Source organism: Blastocatellia bacterium (assembly GCA_016713405.1).
Lineage (GTDB): Bacteria > Acidobacteriota > Blastocatellia > Chloracidobacteriales > JADJPF01 > JADJPF01.
Genome location: JADJPF010000003.1, coordinates 42,045 through 57,344, shown reverse-complemented (window position 1 = coordinate 57,344; position 15,300 = coordinate 42,045). Strand labels below are relative to the sequence as shown.

Genomic DNA, 15,300 nt, shown 5'->3' with positions numbered 1-15,300 from the left:
GTAAGTTATAACTATCTCCATTAGTTTTTTTAGCTTAAGTCTTAAAAACTATCAACGCCTTTTTGCTCATCATCAAAAGTATCAAATACAGTTAATAATTTTGTAATAGCTAATAGCTCTGTTATTTTCTTAGTTAAATTTAATAATTTAAGCTTTGCTCCACGATTTTGAGCCGAAGTATAACAGCCTACTAAAGTTCCTACAGCAGAACTGTCCATATAATTTAATTCTGCTAAATTAAGTAAAATGCTTCTGCTACCTGCGTCAATAGCTTTACTAACATGCTCACGCAGTTCTACGTTGCCTGCTCCTAAAGTAATACGTCCAGAAATGTCAATAATAGTTACTCCTGATACTTCACGAGTGTTAAAGGTAACAGCCATTAAATTGTCCTCCTAAATATTTTGTTTTGCCGGAGTTTATCAAATTTTATAGGGAAAATGTAAGTAATATTGCACAAAAAATATTTTATTTTTTTCTAAAGCAAAAAGAAAATAAGCTTAGTAGCTTAAAATTTTTGCTACTAAGCTTTTAATAGTTTTTAAGTAAAAGATAACCTAAAGTAATTACAACTAGTGGAAAAACTTATTGGACAACTTCAAACCAACGTTCTTGAACTTTGCTAGGTAGTTCTTGACCCTTAAAATTAACAGGTACTACACGCCATTTATAATCAGTTTTAAGCTTAAATAGCTTTACTTGTTCTGGAGTTAACTTATAACGAGTTTCTTCTGTATAAGTGCTAAGAATTACTTTACCTAAAGACTCTATTTGAAATAAAAACTTATTGCTAGTAGATTTCCATTCAAATTCTAATTGATTAGTGTTTAACTTAGCTTGATCTGTTGGATAAGAAAGGCTTACAGGTATTAAAACAACTGTTTGTGATTGATAAAATGTAGCTACTAAAGAAATAACTATTGAAGAAATAACTATTGCTATAAAAGATCTTCTGCTTTGTTTAGTTTTTTTACTGTTGATAGTTGTGCTTAAGGGTGAATCTAGGTCTAATTCTTCAATAGTTTTTAAGTTTTTTGATAGCTTAGAAGTTTTTCCTTTAGTAGAAACAGGTTTTTCCTCATCATCTGGTAATAAAGCTAGAGCAGATTTTGGTAAATCAGCCTTTTTTAACTGAGATGTTTTAGCTATTTTTGACTCTGCCAGTATAGATGCTAGTTTAGTTGCATAGGTACTGTTATTAGGATCATATTTAACAGCCTCTCTAAGACGCTCAATAGCACCCATTATATTAGCTGCGTCTAATAGTTCGTTGGCCTCCATAAAACTAACAGCAGCTAAAGTTTCATTAACTGATGCAGGTTCTTTTTCAGCTTTTTTACTGGCTAGATTATTACTGTTAGCAGGATTTGATGAGTTAGTTAAATCTTGTAAAAGTTTACTAGTCATTTTTTTAGCTGAATTTGTTGTCGATTGTTTATTTTTAGCTAAGTCTGAGGCTTGTGCTAATTTTTGTCGGTAAGTTTGGTTATTAGGGTCATAGTTAATTGCATCTTGGTAAAATTTGATTGCATTTAAGTAGTCCCCTTTTACCATTAATTCATTTGCTTCCATAAAGCTAACTTCTGCTAAAGTGCTATTAATGTTAACTTCTGTTGTATTAGCTAAAGCAGTTATATCTGTGATTTGATCAGGGGTGATTAACTCCATTGCATCAGAAGCGATTATAAAATCATCTTCTAATATAAAAGAGTCTAAATTTTCCATTGTGTCTTCTGTTTCTTCTGCTAATTTAACCAAAATGTCCATAAAGCCTTCCTTAAATATAAACAGTCTGTTTTTGTTGATTGGCCTTAATAGCTCCATACTTTCTAAAATAAGGCATTGTACTTATTTTAGAAAATGGATTAAAAGATAGACTTACTTGCAAATGTAACAAATTTATATTTGGTATACCATAACTATTATTTGAAGTCAAAAATAGTTTTTTTTATAAAAATTTTTTCTGTAAATACTAGAAAACTTGGGATATAATGCAATCACTTTTAAGAAAAAACTTAATAAAAAATTAACAAAAAAGTTTATTAAATTTCTATTAAACATGTAAATATTTTGTTAGGAAATAATAAAAATGTTGCCCCAAAAATTAACATAGCCTAACAAATTTCAAACAAACAATTTTGATTGCCAAAGAGGAAGGTTTTAATGAAAAAACATTCTGGTTTTTCAGCAGTAGAACTACTAGTTGTAGTAATAATAATATTTATTATTGCAGTTATTAGCTTACCAAATCTAAGTCGGATGCTATCGATTTATCGTGTAAAAGGATCTGCTGAAGGCTTAGCTGCTCAACTTAATTCTGCTCGGCAGCAAGCTATTGGACAAGGGCGACCTATAATTATTTTTGTGGATCCTTCTAATTCACGAATATTTTTAGATCTAAACCGCAATGGCATTCCTGAAGGGTTTGATAGTCCTAGTGTAGTTAATCGCAGTGCTTTTAATGAAGAATATCGCTTAGCTCCTAGCATCAGCTTAGTTTTTGGCGGTGGAAGTAGTTGCTTCTCTGTACCAGCCTCTTTTCCTAACACAACTACATCTTTACCTGCTGTTGCAAGTGCTGCCCCAGAATTAGGAATATCTAATTATACAAGTGCTGGTTGGAAAGCAATTGTTTATGACTCAAGAGGTGAATTACAACTAGGGTTTCGCCAAACTAATAATACTTGTATAAATACTAATCTTTCTTCTAGTCCTGCCGGTGCGGTAGTAATTTCTTGTAAGCAATTAGTACAGAACATTAAGTTTACAGTCTCTATTGCCTTAAGAGGTGGAGTATCTGTACTAACTTTTTAATTTGTAAAATTTTAGCTTACAAAGTCATTTGCTAAGGAGTATTTATGAGACTAAATAGTAATAAGGACGCAGGATTTACTTTAATAGAAATTACTTTAGCTTTGTTAATTTTATTAGTTGGGGTTTTAGGTGTAGCTCAGCTTTTTTATAGTTTCAACTTATTCAAATAGATTTGCTCAAAATACAACATTAGCTATAAAAGCTGGAAAAAATGTAATAGAAGAGCTAAGAGCAATAAATAGTTGGACTACAAACAGTTCTAGCCCTAGTTTTGATCCTAGAATTCAAGTTGGTGGAACTATTTTAATGCCAAGTGATGGAGGCGTAGCAGCTACTTCTTTACCTGCTTCTTCTCCAGGCAACCCAGATAAAGCACATATTGCTGGAATTTATTTTGAAGCTGTAAATGATTCTGTAACTAATCGCTTACTTTACTATAAGACCAATACAACAAAGGTTGGAGATAGTAATTGGAGTAAACGAGCGTTTGAAGTTCGTTGGCAAGTAATTGGCTATAAATCTACAGCCAATGTAGATCCAAATGGTGTTAGTTTAACAAATGCCTATACAAAATCTTCTAACACCCCAAATTTTTCTAATTTAATTTCTTCTCCAACTCCTTCCAGGGCAGGCACTAATGAGCAAACTTCAGTTTATGTAATCGTAAGAGTTGCACCTGTGGTAAATGACGCTAAATTTGCCAAAAGAATCCAGTTTGCTACCTTGCTAACTAATCCAGCTAATTAACTTAGGAGAGTTAAAATTTATGAAAATACCAATAAAAAAAGCAAATAACTCAATTAAAGGTTTTTCTCTCCTAGAATTGATGTTAGTGCTAATTATTCTATCTGTGATTATGACTTCCGTTTTTAGTGCTTTGGTCAATGGACAAAAAACTTTTGATGCAGAATTAGCCAATGCACAAGCTCAAGAAAATGCTCGTTATGCAGTGGATCGGATTTCGGAAATTGTTCAAACCGCAGGAAATAACCCTCAAAATCTTACTGTCCTTAATGGATTAAATTTTATTCGTCTCTATGACACTTTTGATGCAACTACACCTGCTGGATCTCCTACAATAGGTAAAACTATCCCTCCTACTTGTGGTGGAACTAGTGGAGTTACTTGTCCAAGTGGAAAAGCTCTCCAGCTTTTTAGCGATTTTGATGGAGATGCTTTAACTAATACTGATGTTGGTACTACTACAGCAGGAAGCACTATTTTTTCTGCTAATGTTATTACTAGCGAAAATGTAGTTGTTTACTTAGACCCTTCAACAGGTTTAGTCAATCTTTATAACTATAATCCAGCCCAAGGACAAGCTTTACCAGGTGGAGGTTCTGCTCCAGCCCAAGGTAGCAACAGTCGTGCTATTGCTATTGCTGAATTTGTTACGGATCTTAACTTTATAGTGGATTCACTACAAAACCAAGTAACTATTAGTGTTACGGCTAGATCTAATCGTGCTGTAGCAATAGAAACCGTTTATGAAAAACGCTTTCGTTATGCAAGCTTAGTTTCTGTTGTTAAACTAAGAAACCGTTAAGCCTGATTCAGGAGTAACTATATGAAAAATAAATTAGATAAAGATAAAAAAACCTCTACTGTGAAAAATTCACGAGGTGTTGCCTTGGCAATGGTATTAATTGTTTTGCTCTTAATTACTAGCATAGGGCTTTCCGTAGCTTCTACTACTACAATTGAAGTACAAATTGCTAGTAGATCTGAAGAAGCAACTAAAGGATTTTATTATGCTGAAGCAGGCTTAAATATGGCTGTTTCGATGGTAAAACGTATGAAAGGGGATTTTAATGATCTGCTGGGCGGGCCAGATTCTACTAGTGGACTAGGTGATTCATTAACCACTCGTGGCAAAGAATTTGTAGTTGGTAATAATGGTTGGGCAACATCTACAGGAACTTTAGCTTCTGGTGCTGCTGGGCCAATGTTTCCAGATACAGTAAAGGGTTTTACTAATCCTGAAGCTAGCGATTTACCTTTAGGCAACACCCAAGATGTCAAAGATCAGCTTACATCTGCTGGTTTAGGGAGTGCCATCTTACCAAATAGTGCTGTTTGGGGAGGAAAACTAAGTTTTAATGACCCTGCTACTAACTCAACTTATCAAGTTTATGTAGAAGTTTTTGATGATGATGATGCTTATGCAAGGTTGTTTAATGCTTATCCAAGTAGTGGAGGTGTTGCATATCCTACAGGTTATAATGGAGTAATTGCCCCTGTTTATAAAGTTCCTGGTGCTGGCACTACTTATAACACTTTTGATAATTGCCCAAATGAATTTGTTGAATGCCCAGGCAATAACACAAGCAAATTTAGTAGTTTTTCAGGAAAAAATAAAGATTTTAATGCTCGTGTGTTAATTCGTTCTACTGCCAGGCAAATGAAAAATGTTGGCGGAACCCTTACACCAGTCTCCGAAGTAGTTGTTGATAGTATTGTAGGATTTTTTCCTTATCCAGCCGTGATAACAGAAGGCTGTACCATAATGTCAGGTAGTTCTAAAATTCTAGGTTCTTATGGAGGAGTCCACGCAAATGATGGACTTTGTTTAAGTGGTTCTCCTACTGTAGAGCAAAGTGCAACTTCTGCTACTGCCCTTTGTGAAAGCTGTCCTTCTATTCCAGCAAGCAATTGTGGTTCTGGTGGTGGTGGCGGTATAAAAGTTTGTGGTTTTTCTGGTGGAAATCAACCTATTTTAATTGTTCCAGACCTAAACCCTCTACCAGGTCGCAGAGATGTTACACCTCCAGCACCTCAAACACCTTATAGAAGGTATGATAGTAGTGATTCTGATGATGATGACGTTGGAGATTATTATCAAAATGGCTGGTTTTGGGTTAAAGATGTTGTAGATAAAAACACTAATACTAGAGCTAATAAAAAAGGTGCTGATTTAGTTTTTCTTTCTCCTAAAAGTACTTCAGGCTCACAAAGAACAAGACGGCACGGAACTAGTAGCTTTTCTTCAGAAAATGGCCTACTAAGAATGTTTACAACAATTACTGAAACTGAGTTTACTAATTGGTGTAATGCTCGCTCAACCTCTGTCTGTGCGACTAAACCTAATTCCAGTGATGCAATTGTTATTGACCGAGGCACTTTGGCAGCTAGTAATGATATTTTGATTGCTAGTATAGCTAATAATGGTAGCTTAAGTAGCTGGTATAAATTAAGTGATGGTACGAGATATAATAGTACAGGTGTTTTATCTGGAGTTGGTTGGAGTCCTGGCGGCGGTAGTGGTGGCGGCGGTGGCGGCGGTGGTGGTAGTAGCCCTTGTACAAACACTACAACTTGTCCCCCTCCAGTTGTTGCTTCAGGAACCCCTTCAAGAGCAAGCAATGGAGCAACATTTAGCAATAACAATACTTTAGAGAGTAATGAACTAAAAAATAAAGTTTATTTCTTTGATGGTAATGCAGTAGTTACAGGTAATGCTGGATCAGATTCTAATCCAGTCAGTTTAACTATTATTACTACTGGATATATTGATGTACAAGGAACTCCTAATTTTGTAGCACAGCTAAAAGCAGCATTAGATCCAATTACCCCTCCTTTTACTAACCCACAACTACTATTTGTTGCTGGTACAGATGTCTCACTAAGCGGTAATTTAGAAACATCAATAAAATTTGAAGGCGTGGTTTATGCACGTGAACAAGTTGGTCTAACTGGTAACTGTACTTATAGCGGCCAAGTTGTTGCTGCTGATATCACTAGTTTTGACACCAAAGTTACTACTAATACTTTGACAGGTAGTGCGCAAGTTACTTTCAAAGGCTCAACAGGTGCGTTGGGCGCGGTAAAAAGCTCCTCTTATAGAATATTAAAATTCTAATAAGTGATTATTCCTATTATTCCTTAGTTATGCAGACTCTGCTTGAGTCTGCATTTTTCTTTTTATAGCTATTTTTTCTTGATCAAGCTATTTCGTTACTATTCTTAAACAATAAGATCTATTAACATTAAGCCAATCGCATTACTAATAAAATATTTATAAAAAACTATTTGTTATGAAATTAAAATTATTATTAAGTATTTCTTTAGCTATATTGGTTGTTTTTGGCTTGCCATATAAGACTTTAGCCCAAAATAAAGCGAAAAGTAGCAGCAAAATATCAGACATTGAACTTGTACCAAAGGGAACACCTTTGTCTTTTTACTTGACTAAAGGAGGACGACTACTTGAAACAGGCGATTATTTAGGTGCAATTGCTTATTTAGAGGCTGCCCTAAATGCTCCACGTAAAAAAGTAAAACCTAGCATAATAGCTTTAGCAGAAACTTTATATAAAACAGCTTTAATTTATAAAGAAGCTAAAAGCTTGAAAGAACAAGGAAAAGCCGAAGAAGCTGTAGCTAAATATATAGAAATAAATAAAATCAATCCTGTTGACCCTAAACCTTTAGAATTTATTTTAGAAACTTTTGATTTATTAAGCGAAGCAGCAGAAAAACGCTCTGATTATGAAGAAGCTTATAAACTTTATGAACAGTGGCTAAGATTTGCTCCACAAAATGATTTTCCTCGTCAACAAATGCTAAAAAATCTTAAATTAGCCGCAGAAACTGCACAAAAAAAAGGTGATACCAATAAAACTTTGGAGTTATACCAAAAACTTTCTCGTATTGAGCCAGAAAACCGAGAAATAGAAAAAATCATCGCGCAAATAGAAAAAGAACAAACCATTAGCGAGGCTGAAAGCAGCTTAAAAAAAGATGATTTGTCTATAGCAATGGCTAAGTTAAATGGAGCTTTAAGTCTTTATCCAAGTGAACCACGTTTAATAGATGCCTTACGTTTAGCGCAAGGTCAACAAGAATTTAACAAGGCTGAAAGCTTAATGAAATCCTATAAATATAACGAAGCTCTAAGAGTTTATAAAAATGTTCTACAGTTTTTACCAGAGAAAAAAGCTTATGTTGATATGCGTAGTCAAGAAATTTTTTTACGATTAGGCTCAGATTATAAATCAAATGGCAGTGTACAACTTAATGGGACAATTACAGGTAGTGTAACAGTACAAATTATTGATAATAAATTAGTTATTTTATCTGGCAACAATAATATTTCTGCTAAACTACAAGGAAAATTTCCTGCTAGGCTTTTTGATGCTAAATTAGTTCGTTTCTCAGGAGATCTACAAGCAAAAATCATTAGCTATCCAAATATAAATAATAGATATAGTTTGACGCTAGAATTAACACCTAAAAAGGAAAATGTTTTTAGCCTAAATCTTGATTGGGATTTATTAAATACAGGCTTAGTTATCTGGCAAGGGCAAGTAACTAAATCAACCTTAATAAGATTGCAAACCTTATTTGTTGATCAAACTGAAAACTGCCAAAACGTAGTTGTTAGCTTTGATCCTCTACCACATGAAGCTTATGAATTAAACTTAACTAAATTGCAAGGAAGTGATCAAGTAAGTACAAGAATAATTCAACAACCAAGTCTTAGTAATAACTATGCAACTGTTGTTGAAGTAATTACTAACAACTCCAAGGCAGAAAATATTGTGTTAAAAATGCAATGGATTTTACTAAGATCTCCTGAAAAGAAAAAATAAACTTAAAATTTTTTAATAGAAAAATATGCTTAATACTAATGATAATTTGTCTCTTGCTGTATCAACCGAAAATTTAACCAAAGATTTTGAGACTATGCGTGCTGTTAATAATGTGAATTTAAAAATAGCTCGCGGTCTTTTCTATGGTTTTCTTGGGCCTAATGGTGCCGGTAAATCGACTACTATAAAAATGCTTACAGGGCTTATGTCTCCTACAGCAGGCCGAATAGAGATTTTAGGAATAGATTTTTCACAAAATCCAGTTGAAGTAAAAAAACAAATTGGTGTTGTCCCAGAAAATCTAGCTCTTTTTGATAGATTAACTGCTGCTGAATACCTTAATTTTGTTGGTCGAATGTATGGATTAAGTCATGACCAGGTAGCTAAAAGAGCAACAGAATTATTGGAATTGATGGAATTAACTGCTAACTCTCGCAAATTAATAATAGATTTTTCTCATGGAATGAAAAAAAAGATAGCTCTATCTGCTGCATTAATTCATTCCCCTAAGGTATTATTTTTAGATGAACCATTTGAAGGGGTTGACGCTATTGCAGCTAAGACTATGAAAGATATGTTAAATGCTATGATTTCACATGGAGCAACTATATTTTTAACTTCTCATGTGCTTGATATTGTAGAAAAACTTTGTACAGATATTAGTATTATTAACTGTGGAACAATCGTAGCTCAAGGATCCATAGAACAACTACGGGAAGGTGTTTTTGCTAATAGCGAAGCCTTAACTAAGGATTTATCAAATAAAAAGCTAACTTTAGAAGAAATTTTTATTGAAATTGTTGGCGGTGGACGTGAACGCTCAGAAAATCAATTAAGTTGGTTAGTTGAATAAAGGATTTGTAAATCTATGGAACAATTGACTTTAATCTTACAACTACAATGGCTACTCTTTAAAAATTCTCTTAAATCTCAAAGTAGTAAAATAGAACTGGTTGCTAGGATAATTTTTGTTATAGGCAGTGCTATTGTAGATATAGCTATTGCTGTTGGTTTATTTATGGCAACACTTCTACTTTATAATCACCCTAGTATGATTAAGGCATTTATTTATCTTTTTTTAGGTATAACACTATATTGGCAAGTAATCCCTTTAGTGACAGCTTCTTTTGGAAGTGGATTAAGTATATCTAATTTTAGACTTTATCCAATTAGTGATAAAAAGCTTTTATTCTTAGATCTATTTTCTGGGGCAACAGATTTAACTTCTTTATCTCTCTATTTACCTCTACTAGGTATTCTTATTGGGTCAATAATAATCTCGCCATTGTATTCACCAATTCTAATAATTTTATTTGCACTATTTATTTTATTTAATATTGCTTTATCTCGCTATTTACAAAGGATATTAGAAAAGCTTTTTGCTCATCGCCGAATTAAAGAAATAATGGTTTTTATCGTGCTTTTTATATTTATTTCAATCTCTTTTGCTCCTATGATTTTTTTTCGGCAAGAAATGAGACAAACACAATCTAAGCAAATTCCTACAAAAGAGCAAACTATTAAAAATTCACCTAAAGTTTTTTTGTTAAAGGAAAACCTTCCTAGTTCTGAAACTATAGTTCAAGTATTAAAATGGTCGCCTCCTGGTTTAATAGCTCGTGCAGCAATAAATTTTCCTAAAGAAACTATCAGTAATAAATTTTCCATAATTTTATTATTATTTTTATTTTCAGGAGGCTGTCTTTTATTAGTTCAAAGAAAAATTAACTATGAGTTTTATGGAGTTGGTTCTAAAACTTTGCTCCCTAATAAAACACCTATTACTAAAGTTAAAGCTAATACAAATAAGACTTTTGCTAAAAATGTTTTTGCTAATAATTGGTTTAATTTATTGCCCTTACAGGCTGTTATAGTATTAGAGAAGGAAATAAAATATTTTTATCGTAGCTCAAAAATGTTATTACTCTTTGTTTCTGGAATATTAGGGGCAATTCCATTTCCATTTATTTTTCAAATAGAACCACCAACAGAAAGTTCTTCAATTTTTAAGCATTTTGTTTTGCCTGGAATAAGTTTTTATTCATTAATGGTAATAGGACAATTTTTTGTTAACTCTTTTGGGTTTGATTCTCATGGAGTAAAAACTTTTTTTCTTATGCCTATTAGGGGTAAAAATGTACTTTTAGGTAAAAACCTCTCTATTTTCCTAATTACTTTAATTCAAATTAGTATTATGTTAATACTTTTTCATTATGTTATTTATCCAATAAGCTTATATATTTTATTAAATACTGTTCTCAGTACCATGATAGCTTTATTAGCATATATTATTCTAGGGAACTTACTATCGATATTTTACCCGTACAAAATGGATTTTTCTTCTTTAAGTAATAATAATTATTCAAAAATGGCAATGTTATTAATGACACTTTTACAAGGGTTTGTCTTTTCCTTGCTTGCAATTGCACCTGTTACAGCTTGGTACTATAAAACTGCGTGGCTAAGTTACCCTGTTTTTGTAACAGAACTAATATTTATGCTTGCAATCTATAAAATTTCTCTTAATTTTGCTGGAGATCTTTTTGAAAAACGAGTAGAGCAATTTTTACAAATGCTACTTTAGAATAACCCTTAAAAGCTATGGTCAAAAACTTAATAAATATCTAAGCTTACTTAGAATGTTAGGTGAGAAGTAAAAAGTAGCCTTAAATTATTTATTATAAGTAAGTTAAATTATTTTTAAGTTTATATTAATTTTATTTCTGACCAGTGAGATAGTTTTTAAGTCTGCAAAAATTTCGCCAAAATCAGCAAATATCGTCCAATAATAGGTTGATTCTGAAATAAAAAATCCATACAATCTAGCCAACCTCCACATAAACAAGCAATTTTGAAAATTTTACTTAGTGGACATGAGTCTACCAAAATTACCTGTTAGTAATGCACAAAAGCAGTGTGTCAATAGGTTTAGTAATATATTTTCATAACTCTATATACACTTGATACACTTGCAAAATAGTCATAAATAACACTAGATAATTTGGTAGTAATGTAGGTTACAAAAAATGCTCTATACCTTAATTTATATAAGGAAATTTTCTGAGCAAATATCACAAGCAGATTGAAATGAGATAGCGACAATGGCACAAATTTTTCACCGTAGCTTTAATAATATTGCAAAAATAAGTATAGTTGGATTAGTTTTGTTACTTGCCACCATTGGCGGGGTCGTAAATGTCATAATAATACGTTCTTCATACCTAACTCAGACCCAAGTCGCTATAGAACAGCCAATTCAGTTTAGCCATAAACACCATGTTGGTGGTCTAGGGCTGGATTGTCGTTACTGTCATACATCTGTGGAAGATGCAGCTTTCGCAGGTATCCCTCCTACTAGAACCTGCATGAATTGTCATTCGCAAATCTGGGTTACTAGTCCAATGCTTGAACCTGTTAGGACAAGCTTTGAAACCGGTAAACCATTAGTTTGGAAGAGGGTTCATAACCTCGCTGATTTTGCCTATTTTAACCATAGTATTCATGTTAATAAAGGTGTTGGCTGTTCTACCTGTCATGGTAGAGTAGACGAAATGCCATTGATGTGGAAAGAAAATACCTTGCAGATGGAATGGTGCTTAAGCTGCCATCGAAATCCAGAGAAAATACTTAGACCTAAAGAAGATATTTTCAAAATGGATTGGGAGCCACCTGCTGATCAAGAAGTTAAGGGCCGTGAATTGGCAAAACAATATAATATTCAGGGCAAAGAATTACTAACAAGTTGTTCTACATGTCATAGATAGACTGAAAAAGGCATCATGAATAATACAAATGAAAAACCTCAAGTAGATCTTATTGATCTTGCGTCTATACGTGCGCGACTCTCTAAAGAAAAAGGTAAAACCTTTTGGCGTAGCCTAGAAGAATTATCAGATAATCCAGATTTTGCACAAGCTGCTAAACAGGAATTTCCTGATAATACAGAAGTATGGGTTGATCCTTTTGGTCGGCGTAAATTCTTAAAAATAATGGCTGCTTCTTTTGCTTTTGCTGGACTTGCATCTTGTAAATTGCCTACAGAAACACTCATACCTAATGAACGAATTGTTCCTTATGTGCGCCCACCAGAGGAAATGGTTAGTGGTAAACCACTATATTTTGCTACCACCATATCTCTAGCAGGTATGGCAAATGGTGTTTTAGTGGAAAGCCATATGGGTCGGCCCACAAAAATAGAAGGTAATCCTGACCATCCTGCTAGTTTGGGTGGCTCTGATGCAATAGGACAAGCTTCTATTTTATCTCTCTATGATCCAGACCGCGCCCAATCAATTACTTATTTGCGCGAGGCTAAAACTTGGGGTGCTTTCCTTGGTACCATAAAAGAGAACTTGGAAAAACAACGTGAAAGCCAAGGGGCAGGAATAAGATTTTTGACTGGCTCAGTTATTTCACCTACTTTAGCTAACCAAATAAAAGCTGTTTTAGCAATCTATCCTAAAGCTAAATGGCATCAATATGAACCAGCTTTTAGCGATTCTATAGGCAGAGGCGCACAACTAGCTTTTGGCGAAGCCGTAAACACAGTTTATAACTTTTCTAAAGCCAATGTAGTTGTTTCACTTGATAGCGATTTTCTCTATAGCGGTGTTGCTAGTTTAAGATATGCTCGTGAATTTGGTCGCCGCCGTCGTACAAGTGAAGAAAAAGCTCTACGTCTTTATTCAGTAGAAACTATGCCTACTAACACTGGTTCTGCTGCTGACCATCGCTTACCACTTAAACCAAGCGATGTAGCTGGCTTTGCTAAAGCTTTAGCTGCTGCTTTAGGTGTTGCTGGTGTTAGTGCTGGTGCAGAAAATCCAGCTTATAAAAATTGGGTGACAGCACTTGTTAGTGAACTGCAAGCCAATAAAGGTGCTAGCATTGTTATTGCTGGTAATGAGCAACCTCCAGCAGTTCATGCTTTAGCTCATGCTATTAATCAAACTTTAGAAAATGTTGGTAAAACGGTTACTTATACCGATTTGGTCAGCTATCATCCTGAAGGCTTTGCTACTTATGCTGAATCATTAAGTAGCTTGGTAAAAGATTTAGAAGCAGGCACAGTTACAACGCTGGTTATTGCTGGTGTTAACCCAGTTTATGACGCACCTGTAGACTTAAAGTTTGCTGAAAATATGCAAAAGCAGCTTTAAGAATTCATCATAGCCTTTACTATGAAGAAACTTCTGAGCTATGCCAATGGCATGTTCCAGAAACCCATTATTTAGAAGCCTGGAGTGATGCCCGCGCTTTTGATGGCACAGCATCAATTGTTCAACCTTTAATAGCTCCTTTATATACTGCCAAATCAGCACATGAGCTTTTTGCAGCTTTTAGCGATCAAGTAGATCCATCAGGATATGAACTTGTGCGTAGTTATTGGCAAAGCCAAAATATAGCTGGTGGCGATTTTGAAGCTTTTTGGCGCAAATCTGTACACGATGGATTTATTGCTAATACAGCACTTCCTGCTAAAACAGTTACTCTAAAAACGGATGCTTTTGCTAAATTACCTGAAAGCAGTGCAACAGGCATGGAAATAGCTTTTCGTCCAGATCCTACGCTTTTTGATGGACGTTTTGCTAATAATGGCTGGCTCCAAGAACTACCTAAGCCTTTAACCAAGATCACCTGGGATAATGCTGTAATGATGAGTCCTGCAACGGCTCAAAAATATGGTGTTAGCAGAAGCTTTGGTAATAGTGGCGGTGAACATGGTCGTAGCTATGTAAATATGGTTGAACTTAGCTATCAAGGACGTAAACTAAAGGCTGTTGCTTGGATAGTTCCAGGTCATGCTAATGATTCTATAACTTTGCATCTTGGTTATGGGCGTACTAACGCAGGTCGTGTAGGTACTAATACAGGTTTTAATGCTTATTCTCTACGCACTAGCACAGAATCTTGGGCCGGTGGTGGAGTTGACCTCAAGAAAATAGATGAAACCTATGAAGTAGCTTGTACTCAAGGTCATCAAGTAATGGAAGGTCGAGATAATGACATTTTGCGTACAGGTACATTTACTGGCTATAAATCTGGCGGAGATTCTGAGCATAAGTCTGAGCATGGAGAAAAGAAAGAAGAACATGGAGAGAAAAAAGGCGGCCATGGTTCCTCTCACCATGACATATCTATGTACCCAACTTGGGAGTATAAAAGCTATGCTTGGGGAATGGCAATTGATCTAGCTACTTGTATTGGTTGTAATGCTTGTGCTGTTGCTTGCCAATCAGAAAATAACATTCCTGTTATTGGTAAAGAACAAGTTTTAATTGGCCGACATATGCACTGGATTAGAATTGATCGCTATTACACTGATAATGGTCATGACCATGCTTTAGATAATCCAGAAGCTTACTTCCAACCTGTTCCTTGTATGCAGTGCGAAAATGCTTCGTGTGAAGTAGTTTGCCCAGTTAATGCAACTACTCATAGTTCTGAAGGACTCAATGATATGGTTTATAACCGTTGTGTAGGGACACGATATTGTGCTAACAATTGTCCTTATAAAGTCCGTCGGTTCAATTATTTACAATATACAGATTTTAGTACACCAGTATTAAAACTACTTAATAATCCAGATGTAACTGTTCGTAGTCGTGGTGTGATGGAAAAATGTACTTACTGTGTACAACGTATTAACTATGCACGTATAGAAGCAGAAAAAGAAAACCGTCCAATTAAAGACGGCGAAGTTGTAACAGCTTGTCAGGCTGTTTGTCCAACTGAGGCAATAGTCTTTGGCAATATAAATGATCCAGAAAGCAAAGTTGCCAAGCTAAAAGCAGAACAAAGAAATTATGCACTGGTTGAAGAATTAAATACTAAACCACGCACTACTTATTTGGCTGCGTTGCGTAACCCTAATCCAGAGCTTAAGAAAGGGTAG

11 protein-coding genes and 1 pseudogene are annotated in these 15,300 nt (G+C 34.5%); 10 read left to right on the top strand and 2 right to left on the bottom strand.

The genetic code is table 11. The features are described 5' to 3' along the window. Positions 1-41 precede the first annotated feature (41 nt). Together IPK14_03560 and IPK14_03555 are read right to left on the bottom strand one after the other, a co-directional pair. Positions 42-383, bottom strand: coding sequence for an STAS domain-containing protein (locus tag IPK14_03560; protein MBK7992505.1), 342 nt, complete (start codon positions 381-383; stop codon positions 42-44). 202 nt (positions 384-585) lie between these two features. After that, positions 586-1,767, bottom strand: a complete 1,182-nt coding sequence (locus IPK14_03555; protein ID MBK7992504.1) for a tetratricopeptide repeat protein — start codon at positions 1,765-1,767, stop codon at positions 586-588. A 396-nt stretch (positions 1,768-2,163) separates the two neighbouring features. Between IPK14_03555 and IPK14_03550 the strand changes: the two genes are divergently transcribed. The 10 genes and pseudogenes from IPK14_03550 to IPK14_03505 all read left to right on the top strand — a co-directional run bounded on the left by IPK14_03550 (position 2,164) and on the right by IPK14_03505 (position 15,300). Then, positions 2,164-2,814, top strand: coding sequence for a prepilin-type N-terminal cleavage/methylation domain-containing protein (locus IPK14_03550; GenBank protein MBK7992503.1), 651 nt, complete (start codon positions 2,164-2,166; stop codon positions 2,812-2,814). A gap of 44 nt (positions 2,815-2,858) precedes the next feature. Next, positions 2,859-2,984 (top strand): prepilin-type N-terminal cleavage/methylation domain-containing protein, encoded by a 126-nt coding sequence (locus IPK14_03545; GenBank protein ID MBK7992502.1) that lies wholly within the window; start codon positions 2,859-2,861, stop codon positions 2,982-2,984. Positions 2,985-3,120: 136 nt separating this feature from the next. After that, on the top strand, positions 3,121-3,561 hold the full coding sequence (locus IPK14_03540; GenBank protein MBK7992501.1) for a hypothetical protein: 441 nt from the start codon (positions 3,121-3,123) through the stop codon (positions 3,559-3,561). A gap of 19 nt (positions 3,562-3,580) precedes the next feature. Next, on the top strand, positions 3,581-4,360 hold the full coding sequence (locus IPK14_03535) for a prepilin-type N-terminal cleavage/methylation domain-containing protein (protein MBK7992500.1): 780 nt from the start codon (positions 3,581-3,583) through the stop codon (positions 4,358-4,360). A 21-nt stretch (positions 4,361-4,381) separates the two neighbouring features. Further along, positions 4,382-6,673: a pilus assembly PilX N-terminal domain-containing protein gene (locus tag IPK14_03530; GenBank protein MBK7992499.1), complete on the top strand. Its 2,292-nt coding sequence runs from the start codon at positions 4,382-4,384 to the stop codon at positions 6,671-6,673. 175 nt (positions 6,674-6,848) lie between these two features. Beyond that, a complete protein-coding gene (locus IPK14_03525; GenBank protein ID MBK7992498.1) occupies positions 6,849-8,405 on the top strand; it encodes a hypothetical protein in 1,557 nt (518 codons plus the stop codon). A gap of 46 nt (positions 8,406-8,451) precedes the next feature. Further along, a complete protein-coding gene (locus tag IPK14_03520; protein MBK7992497.1) occupies positions 8,452-9,258 on the top strand; it encodes an ABC transporter ATP-binding protein in 807 nt (268 codons plus the stop codon). Positions 9,259-9,273: 15 nt separating this feature from the next. Beyond that, entirely contained in the window at positions 9,274-10,989 is a 1,716-nt protein-coding gene (locus IPK14_03515; GenBank protein ID MBK7992496.1) for a hypothetical protein, read from the top strand. A 517-nt stretch (positions 10,990-11,506) separates the two neighbouring features. Then, a complete protein-coding gene (locus IPK14_03510) occupies positions 11,507-12,169 on the top strand; it encodes a cytochrome c3 family protein (GenBank protein MBK7992495.1) in 663 nt (220 codons plus the stop codon). A 15-nt stretch (positions 12,170-12,184) separates the two neighbouring features. Further along, positions 12,185-15,300: pseudogene (locus tag IPK14_03505) on the top strand (TAT-variant-translocated molybdopterin oxidoreductase).